Annotated in this window: 20 protein-coding genes; 6 read left to right on the forward strand and 14 right to left on the reverse strand. The window is 66.0% G+C overall.

All coding sequences use genetic code 11. The features are described from left to right. Positions 1-78 precede the first annotated feature (78 nt). Both SHTP_RS14910 and SHTP_RS14915 read left to right on the forward strand, forming a co-directional pair. Positions 79-852: a TVP38/TMEM64 family protein gene (locus SHTP_RS14910; RefSeq protein ID WP_231991485.1), complete on the forward strand. Its 774-nt coding sequence runs from the start codon at positions 79-81 to the stop codon at positions 850-852. A gap of 64 nt (positions 853-916) precedes the next feature. After that, on the forward strand, positions 917-1,891 hold the full coding sequence (locus tag SHTP_RS14915; RefSeq protein ID WP_096371002.1) for a S1 family peptidase: 975 nt from the start codon (positions 917-919) through the stop codon (positions 1,889-1,891). A gap of 4 nt (positions 1,892-1,895) precedes the next feature. Here the strand turns inward: SHTP_RS14915 and SHTP_RS14920 are convergent, their stop codons facing one another. Both SHTP_RS14920 and SHTP_RS14925 read right to left on the reverse strand, forming a co-directional pair. Next, positions 1,896-3,416 carry a sensor histidine kinase gene (locus SHTP_RS14920; RefSeq protein WP_172900552.1) on the reverse strand — a complete coding sequence of 507 codons (1,521 nt, stop codon included), beginning with the start codon at positions 3,414-3,416 and terminating at the stop codon, positions 1,896-1,898. Continuing rightward, positions 3,416-4,159, reverse strand: coding sequence for a response regulator transcription factor (locus tag SHTP_RS14925; protein WP_096371004.1), 744 nt, complete (start codon positions 4,157-4,159; stop codon positions 3,416-3,418). The genes SHTP_RS14920 and SHTP_RS14925 overlap by 1 nt, the downstream gene beginning before the upstream one ends. A gap of 874 nt (positions 4,160-5,033) precedes the next feature. Between SHTP_RS14925 and SHTP_RS14935 the strand changes: the two genes are divergently transcribed. Together SHTP_RS14935 and SHTP_RS14940 are read left to right on the forward strand one after the other, a co-directional pair. Then, positions 5,034-5,648, forward strand: coding sequence for a TetR/AcrR family transcriptional regulator (locus SHTP_RS14935; RefSeq protein WP_020725002.1), 615 nt, complete (start codon positions 5,034-5,036; stop codon positions 5,646-5,648). Positions 5,649-5,680: 32 nt separating this feature from the next. Then, on the forward strand, positions 5,681-6,148 hold the full coding sequence (locus tag SHTP_RS14940) for a nitroreductase family deazaflavin-dependent oxidoreductase (protein WP_096372489.1): 468 nt from the start codon (positions 5,681-5,683) through the stop codon (positions 6,146-6,148). Here SHTP_RS14940 and SHTP_RS14945 read toward each other — a convergent pair. From SHTP_RS14945 to SHTP_RS14955, 3 genes are read right to left on the reverse strand one after another with little or no spacing between them, the layout of a single operon-like run. Continuing rightward, positions 6,145-6,501, reverse strand: coding sequence for a DoxX family protein (locus tag SHTP_RS14945; protein WP_096371005.1), 357 nt, complete (start codon positions 6,499-6,501; stop codon positions 6,145-6,147). The genes SHTP_RS14940 and SHTP_RS14945 overlap by 4 nt on opposite strands. Continuing rightward, positions 6,498-7,652, reverse strand: a complete 1,155-nt coding sequence (locus tag SHTP_RS14950) for an SPFH domain-containing protein (RefSeq protein WP_096371006.1) — start codon at positions 7,650-7,652, stop codon at positions 6,498-6,500. The genes SHTP_RS14945 and SHTP_RS14950 overlap by 4 nt, the downstream gene beginning before the upstream one ends. Positions 7,653-7,673: 21 nt before the next feature. Then, complete coding sequence (locus SHTP_RS14955; RefSeq protein WP_096372490.1) at positions 7,674-8,108, reverse strand: NfeD family protein; 435 nt, start codon at positions 8,106-8,108, stop codon at positions 7,674-7,676. Between the two features lie 57 nt (positions 8,109-8,165). On the opposite strand from SHTP_RS14955, the gene SHTP_RS14960 reads away from it, so the two are divergent. Continuing rightward, a complete protein-coding gene (locus SHTP_RS14960) occupies positions 8,166-9,107 on the forward strand; it encodes an Rv1486c family protein (RefSeq protein WP_096372491.1) in 942 nt (313 codons plus the stop codon). A 15-nt stretch (positions 9,108-9,122) separates the two neighbouring features. Here the strand turns inward: SHTP_RS14960 and SHTP_RS14965 are convergent, their stop codons facing one another. The 9 genes from SHTP_RS14965 to SHTP_RS15005 all read right to left on the reverse strand — a co-directional run bounded on the left by SHTP_RS14965 (position 9,123) and on the right by SHTP_RS15005 (position 18,186). Next, entirely contained in the window at positions 9,123-10,145 is a 1,023-nt protein-coding gene (locus SHTP_RS14965) for a ferrochelatase (protein WP_020724996.1), read from the reverse strand. Positions 10,146-10,151: 6 nt separating this feature from the next. Next, complete coding sequence (gene inhA / locus SHTP_RS14970) at positions 10,152-10,961, reverse strand: NADH-dependent enoyl-ACP reductase InhA (RefSeq protein ID WP_096371007.1); 810 nt, start codon at positions 10,959-10,961, stop codon at positions 10,152-10,154. Between the two features lie 78 nt (positions 10,962-11,039). Beyond that, positions 11,040-11,807 (reverse strand): 3-oxoacyl-ACP reductase FabG1, encoded by a 768-nt coding sequence (gene fabG1, locus SHTP_RS14975; RefSeq protein WP_011739633.1) that lies wholly within the window; start codon positions 11,805-11,807, stop codon positions 11,040-11,042. A gap of 114 nt (positions 11,808-11,921) precedes the next feature. Beyond that, on the reverse strand, positions 11,922-12,929 hold the full coding sequence (locus tag SHTP_RS14980; protein WP_096371008.1) for a VWA domain-containing protein: 1,008 nt from the start codon (positions 12,927-12,929) through the stop codon (positions 11,922-11,924). Positions 12,930-12,963: 34 nt separating this feature from the next. Further along, on the reverse strand, positions 12,964-13,875 hold the full coding sequence (locus SHTP_RS14985; protein ID WP_096372492.1) for a DUF58 domain-containing protein: 912 nt from the start codon (positions 13,873-13,875) through the stop codon (positions 12,964-12,966). Between the two features lie 59 nt (positions 13,876-13,934). Further along, positions 13,935-15,050, reverse strand: coding sequence for a chaperone MoxR1 (moxR1, locus tag SHTP_RS14990; RefSeq protein WP_096371009.1), 1,116 nt, complete (start codon positions 15,048-15,050; stop codon positions 13,935-13,937). Positions 15,051-15,248: 198 nt separating this feature from the next. Then, positions 15,249-15,968, reverse strand: a complete 720-nt coding sequence (gene ripB, locus SHTP_RS14995) for an NlpC/P60 family peptidoglycan endopeptidase RipB (protein WP_011739629.1) — start codon at positions 15,966-15,968, stop codon at positions 15,249-15,251. A 25-nt stretch (positions 15,969-15,993) separates the two neighbouring features. Beyond that, positions 15,994-17,403 carry an NlpC/P60 family peptidoglycan endopeptidase RipA gene (gene ripA, locus SHTP_RS15000; protein ID WP_096371010.1) on the reverse strand — a complete coding sequence of 470 codons (1,410 nt, stop codon included), beginning with the start codon at positions 17,401-17,403 and terminating at the stop codon, positions 15,994-15,996. Between the two features lie 231 nt (positions 17,404-17,634). Next, positions 17,635-18,186, reverse strand: coding sequence for an Rv1476 family membrane protein (locus tag SHTP_RS15005; RefSeq protein ID WP_020728612.1), 552 nt, complete (start codon positions 18,184-18,186; stop codon positions 17,635-17,637). A gap of 302 nt (positions 18,187-18,488) precedes the next feature. Between SHTP_RS15005 and SHTP_RS15010 the strand changes: the two genes are divergently transcribed. Beyond that, positions 18,489-21,308 (forward strand): aconitate hydratase, encoded by a 2,820-nt coding sequence (locus SHTP_RS15010; protein ID WP_096371011.1) that lies wholly within the window; start codon positions 18,489-18,491, stop codon positions 21,306-21,308. Positions 21,309-21,312: the final 4 nt, after the last annotated feature.

The following is a 21,312-nucleotide window of genomic DNA, read 5'->3' on the forward strand; positions in this document are numbered from 1 at the left end:
CTTGCCGCTCACAGTGTGACCAGAAACGCCAGCCGGGAGAAACGATATATTCACCTTCGCCCCGTACTCTGGGTGATTGTGACAGCCTCTGTCCTGTGCAAAACTACCGATACGGTGCGCGGCATCGCTCTCGCGCTCCGGACGGCCGCACGGCAGATGTCACGACTGCGCAAGGTCAGCACCGTGGCAGGAATCACACTACTGGTAGCGGTGGCATTGCTGGTTCCGCTGCCTACCGCGGTGCAGATGCGGGACTGGGCATCATCGGTGGGGCCATGGTTACCCCTGGTGTTTCTGCTGGTCCACATCGTCGTCACGGTGCCACCCTTTCCCCGTACCGCATTCACGGTTGCCGGCGGCCTGCTGTTCGGACCGGTCTTGGGCATCGTGATTGCGGTGACGGCCAGTACGGCGAGCGCGGTGATTGCGCTGCTGCTGGTGCGCGCGGCCGGGTGGCGGCTGAACCGGCTGGTGCCGCACGGTGCGGTCGACCGGCTCGATGAGCGTCTGCGGGAACGGGGCTGGCTGGCGATCTTGTCGCTGCGGCTGATCCCCGCCGTGCCGTTTGCGGCGCTCAACTCTGGCGCCGGCGCATCGGCGGTGCGGGTGGTCCCCTACACGCTGTCCACGCTGGCGGGCTTGCTCCCCGGCACCGTCGCGGTGGTGATTCTGGGCAGTGCGTTCGCCGGTGACGGCAGCCCATTCCTGGTTCTGGTGTCGGTATGCACGGCGGCCCTGGGCATGAGCGGGCTGGTCTTCGAGGTACGCCAATATCGACGGCACCATCGCCACCAGGCGCCATCGGACCACGGACCCGTTCTCGAGCCGGCTTGCGAGCCGCTGGGCGTCTGACCGTCAGCTGCCGGTCGTAGACCGGTATTGAATCTCAAACCGTTTTGCCTGAAAGATCTACCCAATGGTCGGCGTCAGTGCGCACGCGCTCGCGAATCTGGGCTCGCCGTCGTCCCTGGCTCGCACCGCGTTGTTGTTGGCCGGAGCGCTGCTGTGCCTGTCGGTGGCAGCCTGGCCGGTGCTGAGCCAGCGCCGCAGGCAGCACCCCGAGACACAAGAGCAGATGTTCGCCGGCACGAATGTGCCCTACGCCGCGCCACCGCAGCGGCGGCAGTCCGACGGTGGGCGACTGACGTTTGCCGCGCTGATCTGCGCGGCCGGATTCGTCGCGGCTATCTGGCTGCCAAGCAAGAGCACGATGCCGGCGCGACCCCTGGTTGCCCTGCCAGGCGCCAGTGCCATTGCCCCGGGCACCGGCATCGCCGTCACCTACGCCGACGGGTCAGGAGGAATGGGCTGCACCGCTGGGTTCTTGGTGCGCACCAACGCCGGCCGGACCGGGATACTCACCGCCGGCCACTGCAACAAAGAAGGCGAAGCGAGCAAGGTCAGCATCAACTACTCCGCGGGCGGCGGATACGTGAACATCGGTACCTTCAGCCAGTCGGTCAGCGAGGGCCTCAACGGGGAAGCCCACGACATCGGACTGATCACGCTGGATTCCGGAAAGATCCCGCAGTCCCCGGCGATCAAGGCGGCTGTTCCGGTCACCGGCATAGCCACCGATCTGAAGGTGGGGCAACTGCTCTGCAAGTTCGGGATGAAGACGGGCCGAGCGGAATGTGGGCAAGTCACCGATATCAGTGCGAGCAAGGTGGCATTTCTGGCGGCCAGCGAATGCGGCGATTCCGGGGGCCCGGTCTACCGCCTGGACGACGATGGCACCGCGGTGGCGGTCGGCATTCTCATTCGGGCCGGCCATGCCAACGACCCACATCCCGGATGCTCGACACCGGCCACATTCTCAATCGCCGAGCTGGTGCGCCCCTGGCTGGGCCGGTGGAGCCTGACCGCCATTACCGAACCGGGTTCCCCCTGAGCGTTCACTCAACGCCACCGGCCACCGCCAGCGGCAAAGTGAGCCGGAATCGTGCACCACCCTGGTGCGGTAGACAAACCAGCTCGCCCCCGTGTGCCCGGGCCAGCGCCCGCGCGATCGGCAAACCCAGGCCCGCACCACCATGGTCGCGGGTGCGCGCGGCATCGAGTCGCACCAAGCGCTCGAAGATGCGGTTGCGCTCGTCGTCGGGGATGCCGGGGCCGGTGTCGGTGACGGTAACCGTGGCCACTCCTTGGCCGGCCCGCAGATCGATGGCGATGGCTCCCCCGGCCGGGGTGTATCTGCGCGCGTTGTCGAGCAAGTTGGACAGGATCTGCGCCACCCGAGTCGGGTCGGCCGCAACGGTAAGCGTGCCAAGCCCGGACCGGGTCACGGTGATCTGCGGCGCCAGCATCGTGGTTCGCTGGCTTTCGGCGTCGACGATCTCGGCCAGGTCGGTGTCGTGGCGATCCAGCGGCAGCCCCGCGTCGATACGGCTCAGATCCAGCATGTCGGCGACGAGCCGTCCCGCGCGACGCGCATCAGAGAGCAGCAGGCTGGCGCGGCGGTACTGGCCGCGCGCTGCGGTATCTTCCTGCTGCTGCCCGGCGCTGCTGGCGAGTTGTTCGGCGGCGACCTGCATCCCCGCGATCGGAGTGCGCAGTTCGTGGGCGGCATCCACGAGAAACTGCCGCGTCGCGTTCTCGGCGCGCTGCGCGGCCGTAGCGGCCTGCTGGGCACGCAGCTCTGAGTCTTCCAGCGCATCCAGCATTCCGTCGAAAGCGCTCGCGGCCCGGCCGAGTTCGGTATCGCCGCGGCTGGGGCGCAGCCGGCGACCGCGATCTCCGGTGGTGATGTCCTTGGCCAACGCCGCGAGCCGATCCAGCGGCGCCAATGCCGCCCGGCTGACCAGTACCAGTAGCAGTGCCGCCACTACCAGGGTCACCAGCCCGGCACCGATCATCAGCTGGCGCAGCTGGCGGGTCACTTGAGTGGTCTGCGTGGTGTCGGCGACCAGGATCAGTCGCGAACCATCCGGCAAGGTGTGTACCGCCGCCGTGGCGGTCGCATCCGGCGGCGGTCCGGGCGGCGGTCCCCCAGGTGGAGGGGGAGGCGGCGGCGGGGGGCCATGAGGACCCTGGTGCCCCCCGGGCGGAATCAGGGGCGGAGGGCCGGGCAGCGCCGGGACGGCGGGGCCCGCGGTGGTGTCCGGGCTGATGTTGGGGTCCCCGTAGGTAGCACCGTCGGCTGTCACCAGCAGCGCGCGCACGCTGCCGCCGTTGATCTCGGCGGCGATCAGTTCCGGAGAGGTGCCCACCGACGCCAGCGCGTCGGCGCGCGAGGTGGCCGCCAGCAGCAGATCGTGCAGATTCCGCCGAGCCTGCAAGCCCAGGCTGACGTCGATGGTCACACCCAGCACCACCAATAGCACCGCCAGCAAGGCCACCACCAGCAGAATCACCCGTCGCTGCAGCGACGGTGTGGGGGTTTCGGGATCGCCCGGGGATTCGAGCTCCTCGGCCATCATGACCTCGGCGGCTGCAACCGGTAGCCGATGCCTCGGACGGTCTGCACAATTCGTGGGCCATGCGCTTCGAGCTTGCGGCGCAAGCTGCTGACATGCACCTGCACCAGGTTGGCGTCGTAGGCGTCGTAGCCCCACACGGCATTGAGGATCTGCGTGGCGCTCACGATGCGGCCGCGTTGTTGTACCAGGAAGTCGAGCAGTCGGAGTTCGGTGGCGGTCAGGTCCAGCTGGTGGCCGTCGCGTGCAGCAACCCCAGCCTCGCTGTCCAGCATCAGATCGCCGACCTGAACCACCCGGGGCAGCCGACCCCGGCGGCGCAGAACCGCGCCCACCCGCGACACGAGTTCGGCGAGCTCGAACGGTTTGACCACATAGTCGTCGGCACCTCCGTCGAGACCGCGCAGCCGGTCGGGCAGACCGTCGCGGACGGTGATCAAGACGATGCCGATATCGCCCCACTCGCGGATGACGTCGATGAGGGCAAATCCGTCCCGACCCGGCAGCATCACGTCGAGTACCACCAGGTCGGGCCGTAGGCCCTGCAGAACTTCTTCCAGTCCTTCTCCATCGGAGCGGGTGTCGGTGTGGTAGCCGACGTCGGCCAGGGCCTCGTTGACCATTTCGCGGATGGTCTCGGAATCCTCGACCACCAGCACTCTCGGCGCGCCGACACTGAATTGGTCCGTGCGGCTCGCAACCTGGCGATTGCCGGTGTGGTCGGTTCGCGAACGATCGGTCATGGCCCCATTGTTAACGCGTGGTCCTGAGATCAATCTGAAGCGCCGCACGTTTCTTGCGATAACCGACAATCTGGGCGCCGATCCGACCGTCGCAACCACCCGGTCCGGTCTCGGCGGTGCGGCGCGCTCGGCATTCTTCAGTTCCACTTCAAGTTCGGAAATTAGCGTCGCGATCACCGACAACGACGGAGTGGAGATCGCCATGAGTGCACAAGACAGCAACACGACCCCAAACATCGGCGCCCAGGCGCCAGGCCAGGGCGCCGCCCCGCCACCCGCACCGCCCGCCCCGGCCGCGCCGGTGCCACCCGCCCCGCCCGGACATCAGCAGCGCCGCTTCTCGACGGGGATGCTGGTGGGCTCGGGCCTGCTGGGCCTACTCGTTGGTGCGATGGGAACCGCGGGCGCGGCGCTGTTTCTTTGGGCGTTTGCCTTCGGACCTCCCCCGCCTCCGGGGCCAGGCGGCGGGAGCCCGTCCATGAGATGGCACCAAGCGCCTCCGCCCGGACCGGGCGCGCTGCGGGGTCCGATGCCCGGGGGACCGCCCCCGATGCCGGTGCCGCCGGCGGGCCACGCCTTCCGGGGCGGTCCGCCGCCGGGGGCACCGGGGCCCGGGCAACTCCCCGGGGCACCAAAACCACCCGCGCCCGGGCAGTTGCCGGGCGGCCCGCAATCGCCTGCGCCGACACCAGCACCCGCAACACCAGGTGCGCATGCCTGAGGGTGGCGGGACAACGACGTCCTAGCGGGTGATCATTGGCCGCAAACCGGTGTCCCCGCCCCGGTCGCGATGCACGACATCTGCGACCGGGGCGGGGTTCGTCGTAGTACCCCCGGCGCACCAACTGATGAACAATTGTTTACAATTGTAAACGTGCATTTAGCGACCGATGATCGAACCGCGCGGGCAAGGATCCGCGACGAGGCACTGCGACTATTCGCCGAGCGCGGCCCCGACGCGGTCACCATGCGAGACATCGCGACCGCCGCGGGGGTCTCGCCCGCTTTGCTCATCCGCCACTACGGCTCCAAAGACGGGCTGATCGAGGCCGTCGACAACCACGTCATCGCCATATTTGAAGTGCTGCTGACCGAAGCCACCCGAGAAACCGAGGCCGTCGGGCTCGGCCAGGCCGCCGTGGGAGGCCTGCTCGACGGCCTCGCCACGCACCTACCGCCCGACTCAGCGGTCCCGGCATACCTGAGCCGAATGTTGATTAGCGGCGGTACGGCCGGACCAGGGTTGTTCGCGCGGCTGTTCCGGCTCAGCCAAGACACGCTGAACGCGATGGTTGCCGCGGGAACTGCCAGTCCTGGTGCCGATCCGGCGGTGCGGGCGGCGTTCTTGCTGGTCAACGATCTAGCGGTGCTGACACTGCGGCCACGGCTCATCGAAGTCCTCGGTGTCGATCCGCTCACCGACGCCGGAATGCGGCGCTGGGCCGGCGAGGTGTTCGCCGTCTATCGCGACGGCCTGGTCAGCGATTGACGCAGCAAGAAGAAGAGGAAATGGAGGCAAGGATGTTACTAGTAGCCAAGACCGGTGCACGGCTGATGCGCTCCCGCACGCTCATGCGCGCGCCCATCTGGATTTATCGGGCGCGGGCAGGCGCCGTTTTCGGGTCGCGGATGCTGATGCTCGAACACATCGGCCGCAAATCCGGCACGCCGCGCAATGCCGTGCTGGAGGTCGTCGATCACCCGGCGCCGGACACCTACGTCATCGCTTCCGGGTTCGGGAAGAACTCCCAGTGGTACCGCAATATCGTGGCCAACCCCCGGGTTCGGGTCTACGTCGGCAGCCACCGCGCCGCACCCGCCACCGCACGCGTTCTCGAACAAGCCGAAGCCGACCAGGCGCTGGCCTCCTACCGCAGCCACCACCCGGCGGCGTGGGAGAACCTCAAGCAGGTGATCGAGGAAACGCTCGGCAGCCCGATCACCGACACCGACACGGCACTGCCGATGGTGGAACTGCGCCTCGACTAAGCCTGGTCGGGCCCTTTGACCGTCATTACCGCGAAGGTGGCCAGAAACGAGGCCGCGGGGATGATGTTGACGATCTTGTCCCGCACCCGAACGTGGGCCGCCACAGCCAGCACGAAATATAGGGTCAACATCGCTGTGGTCAGCCTGGCCAAGGCGGGAAATCGGGTGACCGAGAACAGACCGACCGCCGCGGCGGCCTTGACTAGCGGAAAAACCGGGCGCACCGCTTCGGGAACGCCCAGGTCATCGAGGATCTTGGCGATCGGGGGCAACGGAATCGCGCACGCCACGGCATCTCCGGCCTGGAACGCGCCCAGCACCGCATAGGCCTTCGGTGACGTCACGACGCTCATCGGTTGTATGGCCCCAGTTCGGGCGGCGAGCCCACTGGGCCCTCCACGGGCTTGCGCGCTATGGCCTCGGCCTTGGCGACCGCTTGCGCGATCGCCGGGTCGGTTTCGGTGGAGAACCAATCCGAGACTTCGTCGTCGTCGCCGTCTGTCGCATGCTTGGGCAGGTCCTCGACCGGGGAGGCCTCGAAGCGGAACACCCCGTCCTCCCCCGGCTTACCCAACATTCTGGTGAAACCTTGCAGCGCCGCGTTGAAGTCGCTGGGCACCACCCAGACCTTGTTGGCGTCGCCGCGCGCCATCTCCGGCAGCGTCTGCAGATACTGGTAGGCCAGCATCTCCGGGGTGGGCCGCCCTGCCTTGATCGCGGCGAATGTCTTCTGGATGGCCTTGGCCTCACCCTGCGCCCGCAAGTAGGCCGCGGCGCGTTCACCCTGAGCACGCAGCATCCGTGATTGCCGGTCTGCCTCAGCTGCCAGGATCGCGGCCTGCTTGGCGCCCTCGGCCGCCAGGATCTGGGACTGCTTCTGCCCTTCGGCTTGTTTGATGGCCGCCTCCCGGGTGCCTTCGGCGGTCAGGATCATCGCGCGCTTCTCCCGGTCGGCCTTCATCTGCTTTTCCATCGACGCTTGAATGGACGGCGGTGGGTCGATGCTGCGCAGTTCGACGCGCGCCACCCGCAGGCCCCAACGGCCGGTCGCCTCGTCGAGCACCCCGCGCAACTGGCCATTGATCTGGCCACGAGAGGTCAGCGTCTGCTCGAGCGTCATCCCGCCGACGACGTTACGCAGAGTCGTCGTGGCGAGCTGTTCGACGCCCACGATGTAGTTGCTGATCTCATACACCGCGGCCTGCGGAACCGTCACCTGAAAATACACCACGGTGTCGATGTTGAGCGTCAGGTTGTCCTCGGTGATCACCGGCTGCGGCGGAAAGGACACCACCCGCTCGCGCAGATCCACGCGGGCGCGGACGCGATCAATGAATGGCACCAGCAACGTCAGCTGACCACTGGCCGTGCGGCTGTATCGACCCAGCCGTTCGATCACGGCGGCCTCAGCCTGAGGGATCAGCGCAACCGACTTGGCGACCACGATGATGGCGAATATCACCAGAACAGCTAAAAACACCAGGCCAACAACCGCATCGCCCATTGGCATACCTCTCTCGAGTCGCTATACGTCCCTGAAGACCACCGCGGTAGCACCCTCGATGTGCACTACCGTCACCGAATCACCCGGCTCAAACACATCGCCGTCGTTCAGCGGGCGCGCCGCCCACACCTCGCCCTCAATTTTCACCTGCCCGTTGTCGCGAGCAACCCGATCCAGCACCAGCGCGTTCTTGCCCTCGAGCGCCTTGATCCCCAGCTGCAGGGCTTTGGCGGGAGCCAGCTTACGCCGCAGCGCGGGCCGAACCAGGGCAAGCAGCAAAACCGAAACGATGAGGAAAACCGCCCCATCGGCCCACAGCGGCCAGTCCGTCAGCCAGCTGATTCCCGAAGCAGCCAAAGCGCCACCACTGAGCATCAGCAAAAACATGTCGCCGGTCAACGCCTCGGCTCCGGCGAGCACCAACGCTGCAATCAGCCAGATCAGCGCGACAGGCATGGCCACAGGATACGCGTGATCCGCCTTAGCCGCGGCGAACAACTACACTGCGAGACCATGTGGTGTCCGAGTGTTTCGCTGTCGATGTGGGCCAATGCCTGGCTCGCGGGCAAGGCCGCGCCCGACGATCTTTTGGACGCGTTATCACTCTGGGCGCCAACACAATCGGTTACCGCGTATGATGCCGTCGCGGCGGGCCATACCGGATTGCCGTGGCCGGACGTGCACAATGTGGGTACGGTGTCGCTGCTGCAGACACTGCGTGCCGCGGTGGGCAGGTCGACGGCGGCGGCGCCGCCGACGCCCGACGGGTTGTTCGGGACCATCAACGTGGTGCTGCCGGTACCGGGTGATGTACGGGGACTTTCGGCTGGAACGCAATTCGCACGTGGCGCGCTGGCCTCCGGCGAAGCGCTGATCGTCAGCAATCCCGATGATCCCGGCACCGCTATCGGACTGGTCCCTGAGTTCTCTTACAGCGATGCGGATGAAGCCGCAGATGACGAGACGGGGACACCCGAATTGTCTGCACTGGCCTGGACGGTGTACTCGCTACCGGGAGCCCCGGCCTTCGATCACTACGAACTCGCCGACGCCGAATATGCACTGCGTTCGGCTGTGCGTTCAGCTGCCGACGCATTGAGTGCCATCGGATTGGGATCGGCAGCCAGCGACGTGGCCAATCCACGCGGTTTGGTTGAGCAGATGCTGGAATCATCACGGCAACACCGCATCCCCGACCACGCACCGTCGAGAGCGCTCCGGGTGCTGGAGAACGCCGCCCATGTCGACGCGATCATCGCAGTCAGTTCCGGGCTCAGCCGACTGCCCGACTCCGCCCCGGAACACATGGCACACCGGATGGTGGCCGGGCTGGAGCCGGTGGGAACGCAATCGTCGTCGGAGGTTCAGATCGCCACCGACGCGCTGCGGCCGCTCAACGCCGTGGTGCGTTCGGCACGGATGGCCGCGATCAGCGCGATCCTGCACTCAGCCTGATCTGACTGACCGCAATCAGGCCCCCTGAGGTGCTGTTTCCCGCGCGGCGCAATGTGGTGGGCGGCACGGCTCGCCGTTGACGCCGGCCAGACATCCGGACACGGGATCCGGGCCGCCGACTCGCGCCGGCTCACCACCGCTGCGAAGTTCCTCGATCAAGCCCCGGGCCAGCCGCGCGAATCGGCGATCGGCATTCGGCGTGGCGGCCCGGGCAAGTGCGATCCCGGCATCCTGCGCCTGAGCCCGCAACTCAGCGTCGAGATCCCACACCACTTCGATGTGATCGGCGACAAATCCAATGGGACAGACGATCACGGCTTTGACCCCGCCGGCGCGCAGCATCTCGAGATGGTCAGCGACATCGGGCTCGAGCCACGGAACCTGGGGCGGTCCTGATCTCGACTGCCAGGCCAGATCGTAGTCGTCATATCCCGCCGCCGCGGCGACCAGGCTTGCGGCATAGGCAACTTGGCGACTGTAGAGCCCGGGCCCACAGCGCCGATCCGCGGCCACCGGAATCGAGTGCGCGGTAAACACCAAGCGGGCGCCTTTCGGCACCGTTGCCGCAGCAGCCGCAATGGCATCGGCGAACATCTCGACAAACAACGGATGATCGAAATAGCTTCTGAGCTTCACCAGTTCGGGTGCATCCGGCCCGGCGGCCCGACGCGCTCGGGCAATGTCCTCGACGTACTGAGTGCAGCCGGAATACCCGCTCCAGGCCGAGGTGGCGAAAACCGCCGCTCGTTTAACACCGTTGTCACGCATCGCCATAACGGTGTCCTCGACGTAGGGCTCCCAGTTGCGGTTGCCGAAATACACTGGCAGGCCAACTTCGGCGCGCAGCTCGGTGACTAGCGCCCGGTTGATGCCGTTGATCGGCGACACCCCGCCGAAATGCATATAGTGCTCCGCCACCGCGTCGAGCCGCTCGGGCGGCACTCCGCGGCCGCGGGTCACGTTCTCCAGGAACGGCCGCACCTGCTCCGGACCTTCCGGCCCGCCGAAGGACAGCAGCAGGACGGCATCAAATTCCATTGCCCGCTACAGCAATTGAGTGTGTGCGCCACCATCGGCGAAGATGATGTCGCCCGTGGTCGCCGGGAGCCATTCGGACAGCACCGCACACACCGTCTTGGCGACCGGCGTGGGGTCCTTCATGTTCCATCCGACCGGAGCTCGTTGATCCCAGCCATCTTCGAGCAGCTGAATCTGTGCGCCGGCTTCCTCGCCGAGCGCACCGCCGACGATCGCGCTCATTGCCAGGGTCCGGATCGGTCCTGCTGCAACCAGATTCGAACGAACGCCATACTTGCCAGCCTCGCGCGCGACAAAGCGGTTGACCGACTCCAGCGCACTCTTGGCAACCGTCATCCAGTTATAGGCCGGCATCGCCCGAGTGGGATCGAAGTCCATACCGACGATGGAGCCGCCGGGATTCATGATCGGCAGCAGCGCCTTGGCCAGCGAAGCATAGGAATACGCGGAGATGTGGATGCCCTTGGAGACGTCCTCGTAGGGCGCATCAAAGAACGGGTTGATGCCCATTCCGCTTTGCGGCATGAAGCCGATCGAGTGCACCACGCCGTCGAGGTTGTTGCCCTCCCCGATCACCTCGGTGACCCGACCCGCCAGGCTGGCCAGATGCTCTTCGTTTTGCACGTCGAGTTCGATCAGCGGATCCTTCTGCGGCAACCGGTCCACGATGCGCTGGATCAGCCGCATCCGGTCGAAACCGGTCAACACCAGTTGGGCACCCTGTTCCTGGGCCACCCGGGCGATGTGAAACGCGATCGAGGAGTCGGTGATGATCCCGGAGACCAGGATCCGTTTGCCTTCCAGCAGTCCTGCCATGTCCGTCCTTCGTGTTGTGGTTCGGTTAGGTCGTGATTCCTTCAGGTCGTGGCCGAAGCCTTCGCCTCATGGGTGGACTCAGTGGCCCATACCCATGCCGCCATCGACGGGGATGACCGCACCGGAGATGTAGCTCGCATCCTCGGAGGCCAGAAAGCTGACCACCCCGGCGACCTCGGCGGCGGTGCCGACCCGCTTGGCCGGGATGAACTGCAGCGCCCCCTCCTGAATCCGCTCATCTAGCGCGCGGGTCATATCGGTGTCGATGTAGCCCGGCGCCACCACATTGGCGGTCACATTGACCTTCGACAGCTCGCGGGCGATCGAGCGCGCCATCCCGATCACGCCTGCCTTGGAGGCGGCGTAATTGGCCTGGTTGCCAATCCCCCAGCTACCGGAGACCGAACCGATGAAGATCAGCCGGCCGAACTTCTTGCGCTGCATGCTGCGAGATGCGCGCTGAGCCACCCGGAATGCCCCGGTGAGGTTGGCATCGATAACCTTTTCGAACCTCTCCTCGGTCATCCGAATGAGAAAGGCGTCCGCGGACAGGCCGGCGTTGGACACCAGCACCTCGACCGGGCCCTGGTGCTCCTCGACCTCTTTGAACGCACGGTCGACGGCGTCGTTGTCGGTGACGTCACACTCGACGCCGAACAGCCCCTCGGGAGCCCCGGATCCGCGGTGCGTGACGGCCACCCTGTGACCATCGGTGGCCAGTCGCTGCGCGATCGCCAGACCTATCCCCCGGTTTCCGCCCGTCACCAGGACTGAGCGGGATACGAATGCGGGTTTGCCGCCGTCGGCGGCACTTTCGGTGTTTTGCTCGGTGGCCGTATCAGTCACCCCGCCAACCTAGCGCCTCACCACCGCAAGCCTGTAACCGGCTGGTCGCCAACGAGACGCCCCGGCGCATTTTCTGCCCCGGATTGTGCCCTGCGCTACGTTCGCGCGCCAGAGCTAGGTCGGCAACCGGCGGTTGATGAGCAGCGCGGCCAGCGCCGCTGCCACCAGGACGAGCGCGCCCAGACGCAGCCAACCCATGCTGGCGTCGCCTCTGATCGTCTCGTACCCGATCTGCTGCTGCAGCGAAGCGTAGACCGAGTTCAACTCGGCCAGGGTCGCGGCGTTGTAGGAGTTTCCGCCGGAGAGCTGGGCGACTTTCTTCATCGTCTCGTCGTCGACGGGCACCGGCTGGCGCTGATCGTTGATCTCGACAAAGCCGTAGGGGGTGCCGAAGGAGATCGTCGAGATCGGAACACCCTGGTCCTTGGCCGTGCGTGCGGCGGTATAGGCGCCCTTGGGGTTGTCCGGATTGGTCGGCATCGTCTCCTTGCCGTCGGAGAACAGCACGATGCGAGCCGGCGGTGGTGTGTCGCCACCACCGATCACCGCTCCGACGGTGGCGATGGCCTGCAGGGCCGTGAAGATCGCTTCCCCGGTGGCGGTGCGGTCGGCGAACTGCAGCTTGTCGAGCGCGGCCTTGGTCGCCTCCCGATTGGTCGTCGGCGAGACCAGGACCGTCGCGGTGCCGGCGTATGCGATCAGCCCAAGGTTGATCCCGGGGGTCAGCTCGTCGGCGAACTGTTTGGCGGCCTCTTGGGCCGCGACCATGCGGTTGGGCTCGACGTCGGTGGCCCGCATCGACTGCGATACGTCGATCACCAGCATGACCACCGCGCGGTTGCGTGGAATCCGGACGTCGTGCGTCGGCCCGGCCATGGCGACGGTGAACAGCACCAACGATAGGGCCAGCAGCATCGCCGGAATGTGACGGTAGCGCGAGGGCCGCTGGGGGGCCACGCTCTCCAGCAGCTCCATGTTGGCGAACCGCAGCATCCGCTTCTGGCGCGCCAGTTGCAGCACGACGTAGACCGCGATCAACCCGGCGACGACCAAGAGGAATAGGAAGAACCAAGAGTGTGCAAAGCCGCACAGCGTCATCGGCCCCAGCAACGGCAATGTCATAACAGACCTGTCTCAACGTGCATGAGCGTTGGTGTCACCGGCGCCCCGCGATTGCCCTACGCCGGCGGGAGGTGACGAAACGGACGATGTCGGCGATCCAATCGCGGTCGGTGCGAAGCGACATGACCGGTGCCCCGCAACCGCGGATGGTGCGGACCACGTCGGCCCGGTGCGCCACGGCCGCCCGGGCGAAGTCGTTCTGCAGCTGGGCATCGATGGTGAACTCACGGGTCACCCCGGTTTCGGCGTCTTGCAGCACCACGTCGCCGATGTCGGGCAGTTCGACATCGCGTGGATCGAGCACTTCGATGGCCAGCACCTCGTGCCGAGCTGAAATCGCCCGCAGCGGGCGCATCCAATTGATCGGCCCCAGGAAGTCGCTGATGATCACCGCCATCCCGCGACGGCGCTCCGGACGGCGCAGCGCATCGATGGCGACGGCCAAGTCGCCGCGCACCCCGACCGGCGCCTTGGGTGTGGTCGCGATGGTGCGCAACATCGTCTGCAGATGCTGGCGCCCGGATCGCGCCGGCACCCGAGTGAGCGTGGCGCCGTTGGAAATCAGGGCGCCAAGCCGGTTGCCGCCACCGCTGTTGAGGAACGAGATGGCCGCGGCCGCCGCTACCGCAAGGTCACGCTTCTCGCACACGGCGGTACCGAAGTCCAGGCTGGCCGACATGTCGACCACCAACCAGGTCTCCAACTCCCGGTCGGCAATCATCTGCCGTACGTGCGGTGTGGTGGTACGGGCGGTAGCCGACCAGTCCATCCGCCGTACGTCGTCGCCGGGCTGGTAGATGCGGGATTCGCCCGGCTCGCTCCCCGGCCCCGGGAGCAGGCCCAGGTAGTCGCCATGCAGCACGCCGTCCAGCTTGTGGCGGACGGCCAGCTCGAGCGTTTTCAGCGCCGCCGCCAGCTTGGGGTCATTGATGTCCCCGCGCTGCATCGACGGCGGGTTGACGACACGTGGCCCAACCGCCTCTTGAGCCACCGGGACCGAATCGCTCACCGACCGCCAGCCGCCGCGGCGGCCTGCATCACCGGCGGCACCGAATGACCTTGCTGCGGTACCGCATTCACCTGCGGCAGGGCAACCGTCTGCAGGACCCGGTTGATCACGATCTCAGGCGAAATCTCGTCGGCCAGTGCGTCGTAGGTCAGCACCAGGCGGTGCCGCAGCACGTCGGGAACCACCTCGATAATGTCTTGCGGGATCACGTAATCGCGGCCCCGGACCAACGCCAGCGCCCGGGACGCGGCGATGATGCCCAGCGACGCGCGCGGTGAAGCACCGAACGCGATCCAGGTCTTGACATCGTTCATGCCCAGCTGCTCGGGCTGGCGCGTTGCCATCACCACGCGGACGACGTAGTCGACCAAAGCGTGGTGTACGAAGTTGTTGGCGGCGATGTCCTGGAGCCGCAATAGGTCACCGGTGCCCAGGATTTGCTTGGGCTGCGGCGGGGTGACGCCCATCCGGTAAATGATCTCCCGCTCTTCCTCGGGTGTCGGGTAACCGACGTTGATCTTGAACAGGAAGCGGTCGCGCTGCGCCTCGGGCAGCGGGTAGACACCCTCCTGCTCGATCGGGTTCTGGGTCGCCATCACCAGGAAAGGGTTGGGCATCGGGAAGGTCTTCCCGCCGATCGACACGTGCCGCTCGGCCATGACCTCCAGCAGAGCCGACTGGACCTTCGCCGGCGCCCGGTTGATCTCGTCGGCAAGCAGGAAGTTGGCCACCACGGGGCCCAGTTCGGTGTCGAACTCCTCCTTGCCCTGCCGGTAGATACGGGTACCGACGATGTCGGTCGGCACCAGGTCGGGCGTGAACTGGATACGCGCGAACGACCCGCCGACCACTCGGGCGAAGGTCTCCACCGCCAGCGTCTTGGCTACCCCGGGAACACCCTCGAGCAGCACATGCCCTTTGGCCAGCAGGCCGACCAGCATCCGCTCCACCAGCTGGTCCTGGCCGACGATGATCCGCTTGACCTCGAAAATTGCCCGCTCGAGGGTGTGTACCTCGGCGGCCAGCCCGTCCGGGCCACCCGAAGGCGCCTCATGGGCCGGTGGGGCCGAATGCCCACCCGGACCCAAGTAACCGCCACCTGCTGATGTCATCAACAACCCTCCACCGCTCGATCAGACACGACTGCTGACACGACTAAATTCGCGGGGCAGCGACGTGCCCGCGTTCAACTATTCCAGGCCTCCTGGATTCCGTCGACGCCGCGGTTGCCGACCGGCAACCGTAACCGGCGCACCACGCCCCGCTCCGCCTCAGGCGCCCGGGCCCGCTAACCGGGCGGCACACCTGACTCAGTACTCGATGATCCTAGTCACGAAGGGGGTCATGCCGGCCTTGCGCACCGGGCTCACCGTGACTTTGCCCGCGCTTCCGGATGCCTCCAGCATTTGGCCGTTGCCCAGATACATGGTCACGTGCTGGCTGCCCCCCGGGCCGTAGAAGATCAGGTCGCCGCGCCGCGCCTGATCAGGAGAAATATGCCGGCCGGCGTTGTACTGGTCACCGGAATAGCGTGGGATCAGCACGCCCACCCCGGCGAAGGCGTAACGCATCAACCCCGAGCAGTCGAAACCGACGGTGTTGGCACCGGAGTCGACGCCCTTGCTGGGGCCCTGCAGGCTGCCGCCGCCCCAGGAATACGGGACCCCCATCTGCGATCCGCCCCGACGGATCACGTACTCGAGCGCCTGCCGGCCGTAAACCCGCGGGATCCGGTTTGCTCCGGTATTGGCCGCACTGGGCGCGGGACTACCGCCCAGATTGATCCCGAGCCCGCCGAGAAACTGCCGGCCCAAGTCCAAAGTGGTCTGGGTGGCCTGGGCGGTGGCCTGCAGCGAAGCATTTGCCATGGCAAGCGCGTCCCCGGGTGCACCCGCGCTGGCGGTTGCCGGCAAGGTGGGATCCCATCCGCCCGGATCGGCGTCAGCCGGCGCTGACACCACGACCATCAGGGCTGCCACCGCCAGGGTTATCCAGGCCAGACCGAGTAGGCGAAATCGCTTGTATCGCATGGGACCTCGATAACTACTCATCGTGCTAGTACTCGATGTAGCGGACCACGAAGGGCGTCATGCCGCTGGTGCGCACCGGCGCAACCCGTACTTTCAACCCGATGTCGGGGGCTTCGAGCATCTGACCGTTGCCCAGATAAAGGGTGACGTGCTGGCTGCCGCCGGGTCCGTAGAAGATGACGTCGCCGCGGCGCATCTGCGAGGTTGGGATCTTGCGGCCCAGGTTGTACTGCGAACCCGAGTAGTGCGGCAGCTTGATTCCCACCCCGGCGAACGAGTAGAGCACCAGGCCCGAACAGTCGAAGCCGGTGATACCCGCCCCGGAGTCGATTCCTTTACTGGGTCCCGCAGCATTACCGCCGCCCCAGGAGTAGGGCACTCCGATCTGCGCCATTCCGCGACGGATCACGTATTCGGAGGCCTGTCGCCCATAGACCCGCGGAATCCGGGTAGCGCCCGTTGCGGCGTTGGTGATTCCGGTGTCGGTGGGCTTGAGGATGCCCAACTGCTGCAGGAAATTTTGCCCCATGTTGGCCGTGACCTGCGCAGATGTTGCCGAAATGCCCAACACCTGGTTAACCACGGCGATCGGGTCGCCGGGGATGTTGGCACTGGGTATCTGAGGCAGCGTGGGGTCCCAGCCGTCCCACCGGCGCCCGTTGCCCGGTCTCGCCCCGGGATCCCACATCGCCCCCGGCGACGGACCTTCTGCACCAGCCGAGGACCAGGCAACCAGCCTGGCGGCCTGCAGCTTGGCTTCCGCTTCATCGCGTTCGGCGGCCAGGCGCTTGACTTCCTCGCGCTGTTGGTCGAACTTGCGTTGGGTATCGGTGAGCGCCGTCACGGCCGCGTCCTGGCTGGTCTTGGCGTCTTCGGCGGCCTTGTCGGCCTTCTGCTTGGCCAGCCGCGAGGCCGATTCCTTGTTGACCTGCCGGGTCCGCGCCCGCTCCAGATTCGCCATGACGGTCTGCGCATTCGCGGCCAGGGTCTTGGCGGCGGTCGCCGCCGCGATGATCTCGTCGGGACTGGTCGCGGTCAGGTAGCTGTCCGACGGGCCATTCATATAGGTGGCGGCCGCGAACGTATCGAACCGGTGTTGGGCCGCGGCGATGGCCGCATTGGCATCTTTGACCGCTTGCTGGCTGGCCTCGAGTTCGTGCTCGGCGGCGGCGGCCTCATCCCGGGCCGTCTCCACGGCGACCATCGCCTTGTTGACGCCCTCCTGCTCGAGCTCAACGGCGGCGCTCAGCTCGTCCAGCCGCTGGTTCGCCCGTGCGACGTCGGCGATCAGCGCGGCGATGGAGTCGGTTCGGGAATCAGCATTGGCCACCGCTGGAACCGTTACCAGCAGGGCAACACTGACCACCGAGAGAATGGCCGGTCGGACAAGTCTTGCTGCCGATCTCGAAGCTGAGCTACGGCGGGTCCGTCTCATTGGTCAGGTCTCCTATGGCTTAAACCGGACGGACGGCGCCTGTTGGTACGGAAAGCGCCAAAAACATCACAATCACCATTCGCACCGTACGTCACACTTGACGCAAAGGAAACGTATGTCACAAAGTGCGCCCGCTACGTGCGTTTAATGTGACCGAACGGTTATCTAGCGCGTTTGCCACCGGCAGACGGAGTAGATCCGCGCAAATGCCAGAAATGCCATTCTAGCTGGCTAAACCCCTGGGTCAGCCGGCTCGGCCACCGCCTGGGCAACCTCGGGAGAGGTTGCTGATCGCCTGGCGCGCAGCTGCATGAACCGGGTTCCGACCGCTGCCGCGAGCACCCCAATCAACAAAAAGATTGTCAACCCGGTCCAGGGAAACTCGGGTGTATCGAGCTCGTTCAAAAAGTTCTGTGCGGACTGGACGGCGTTGCCCGTCTTGGAATGGTCCTCCCCCGCCTCCAGGGTGACGCGTGGGAACTCCTTGCTGTAGCTGCCGACATAGCTCGGGCTCAGCGCTAGCACCGTCACATCCGGGTAGTCGGCGCCGACGACGGTCGCGATGTCCCGCAGGGGGGTGTCGTTGGGAGGGTTGTGGTCGATCAGCACGATCTTGAGATTGATTCCATCGTGCTGCGCTTGGCTGACCACCTCTACCAGTCCGGGCAGTGCCTCGGGTGGAGCGCTGACGCCGATCGCGGCGACCTCGGCCTTGACCGCCGCCATGTCGACGTCCTGCGGGATGTAGGCCGGCAGGAACGGGATAGTTTCTGGTCCGCTCATGACGTCCTTTCTGCCGCGTTGGCCCACGGGTTCGGCTCGCGCGCCGGACGGCCGGATGATGCCGTCCCACCCGGGTGAATTCCGGCTACCGCGGCCACCCTAGCCTGACAGTAGGCAGGTCGTGGGGCCACCTCCCGCGGTCGAGTCGAAAAATGGGGTTCCACCACGCGCCCCGCGCGACAAGACTGACAGTGCGAGTGCCAACGCAATGCAGGACAAGCGTACTGTTAATGTTGCTTTGCGCATTTGAAGCCCCGTCGACACGGCCCGTTGGCGGGAGAATTTAATCCTTGGGAGTTGATGTGACCAGCAAAGATTCTGTGAACTCGTTCGGAGCCCGCAACACCCTCGAGGTCGGCGACAAGAGTTACCAGATCTATCGTCTCGACGCCGTCCCAAACACCAAGAAGCTTCCCTACAGCCTCAAAGTGCTCGCCGAGAACCTGCTGCGCAACGAGGACGGCAGCAACATCACCAAGGATCACATCGAGGCCATTGCGAACTGGGACCCGCAAGCGGAACCCAGCATCGAAATCCAGTACACCCCCGCCCGCGTTGTGATGCAGGACTTCACCGGGGTGCCGTGCATCGTCGACCTGGCAACCATGCGTGAAGCCATCGGAGATCTCGGCGGCCAGCCCGACAAGGTCAACCCGCTGGCCCCCGCCGACCTGGTGATCGACCACTCGGTGATCGCCGACCTGTTCGGTCGGGCCGACGCCTTCGAGCGCAACGTCGAGATCGAATACCAGCGCAACGGTGAGCGCTACCAGTTCTTGCGCTGGGGGCAAGGCGCTTTCGACGACTTCAAAGTGGTGCCTCCCGGCACCGGCATCGTGCACCAGGTCAACATCGAATACTTGGCCAGCGTGGTGATGGACCGTGACGGCGTGGCATATCCCGACACCTGCGTGGGCACCGACTCGCACACCACCATGGTCAACGGCCTCGGCGTGCTGGGCTGGGGCGTGGGCGGCATCGAAGCCGAGGCGGCGATGCTCGGCCAGCCGGTGTCGATGCTGATCCCGCGGGTGGTCGGGTTCAAGCTGACCGGCGAGATCCAACCCGGCGTCACGGCCACCGACGTGGTGCTCACCGTCACCGAAATGCTGCGCAAGCACGGCGTCGTCGGCAAGTTCGTCGAGTTCTACGGCGAGGGCGTGGCCGAGGTGCCATTGGCCAACCGCGCCACGCTGGGCAACATGAGCCCCGAATTCGGTTCCACCGCAGCAATTTTCCCGATCGACGAGGAGACCATCAAGTACCTCGAGTTGACCGGTCGCTCCGCTGAGCAGGTGGCGCTGGTTGCGGCCTATGCCAAGGAACAGGGCATGTGGCACGACCCCAAGCACGAGCCGGTGTTCTCCGAGTACCTCGAACTCAACCTGTCCGACGTGGTGCCGTCCATCGCCGGGCCCAAGCGCCCGCAGGACCGAATCGTCTTGGCCGAGGCCAAAGGCACCTTCCGCGAACAGATCACCCACTACGTCAGCGACGACTCCTCCGCACACGACCAGCACTCGAAACTGGACGAGGTAGTGGAGGAAACCTTCCCGGCCAGCGACCCCGGGCAACTGACCTTCGCCAATGACGATGTCGCCGCCGTCCACTCCGCGGCCGCGCACGCCGATGGCCGGGTGAGCAAGCCCGTGCGGGTGCGCTCCGATGAACTCGGCGAGTTCGTGCTCGACCACGGCGCGGTGGTGATCGCCGCGATCACCTCCTGCACCAACACCTCCAATCCCGAGGTGATGCTGGGCGCCGCGCTGCTGGCCCGCAACGCCGTCGACAAGGGGCTGACCTCCAAGCCATGGGTGAAGACCACCATGGCGCCCGGGTCTCAGGTGGTCAACGACTACTACGACAAGGCCGGGTTGTGGCCGTACCTGGAGAAGTTGGGCTTCTTCCTGGTCGGCTACGGCTGCACCACGTGCATCGGCAACTCCGGGCCGCTGCCCGAAGAGATCTCGAAGGCCGTCAACGACAACGACCTCTCGGTGGCCGCGGTGCTGTCGGGCAACCGGAACTTCGAGGGCCGGATCAACCCCGACGTCAAGATGAACTACCTGGCCTCGCCGCCGTTGGTCGTCGCCTATGCGCTGGCCGGCACCATGGACTTCGACTTCGAGAACCAGCCGCTGGGCACCGACAAGGAAGGCAAAGACGTCTTCTTGCGTGACATCTGGCCGTCGCAGCAAGACGTCGCCGACACCATCGCCTCGGCGATCAACCAGGAGATGTTCACCAAGAACTACGCCGACGTGTTCAAGGGTGACGAGCGCTGGCGCAACCTGCCCACCCCCAGCGGCAACACCTTTGACTGGGACCAGAGCTCGACCTACGTGCGCAAGCCACCGTACTTCGAGGGGATGGCCGCTGCCCCCGCTCCGGTCAGTGACATCACCGGCGCGCGCGTGCTCGCGCTGCTTGGCGACTCGGTGACCACCGACCACATTTCCCCCGCCGGCGCAATCAAGCCGGGCACCCCGGCCGCCCAGTACCTCGACGAGCACGGCGTGGCACGCAAGGACTACAACTCCTTCGGGTCGCGACGCGGAAACCACGAGGTGATGATTCGCGGCACGTTCGCCAACATCCGGTTGCGCAACCAGTTGCTCGACGATGTCTCCGGCGGCTACACCCGCGACTTCACTCAGGATGGCGCGCCGCAGGCCTTCATCTACGACGCGGCGCAAAACTATGCGGCACAGAACATTCCTCTGGTGGTGCTGGGCGGCAAGGAATATGGTTCCGGTTCGTCTCGCGACTGGGCGGCCAAGGGAACGCTGCTGCTGGGCGTGCGGGTGGTGATCGCCGAGTCGTTCGAGCGTATCCACCGCTCCAACTTGATCGGCATGGGCGTCATTCCGCTGCAGTTCCCCACGGGGCAGTCGGCATCGTCACTCGGCCTGGATGGCACCGAGACCTTCGACGTCACCGGTATTGAAGAGCTCAACTCCGGCAAGACTCCCAAGACGGTGCATGTGAAGGCCACCAAGGACGGTGCCGACCCGATCGAGTTCGACGCGGTGGTGCGCATTGACACTCCGGGTGAGGCCGACTACTACCGCAACGGCGGCATCCTGCAGTACGTGCTGCGCAACATGCTGAAGTCGGGCTAGCCCC

Source organism: Mycobacterium ulcerans subsp. shinshuense (genome assembly GCF_002355775.1).
Lineage (GTDB): Bacteria > Actinomycetota > Actinomycetes > Mycobacteriales > Mycobacteriaceae > Mycobacterium > Mycobacterium marinum.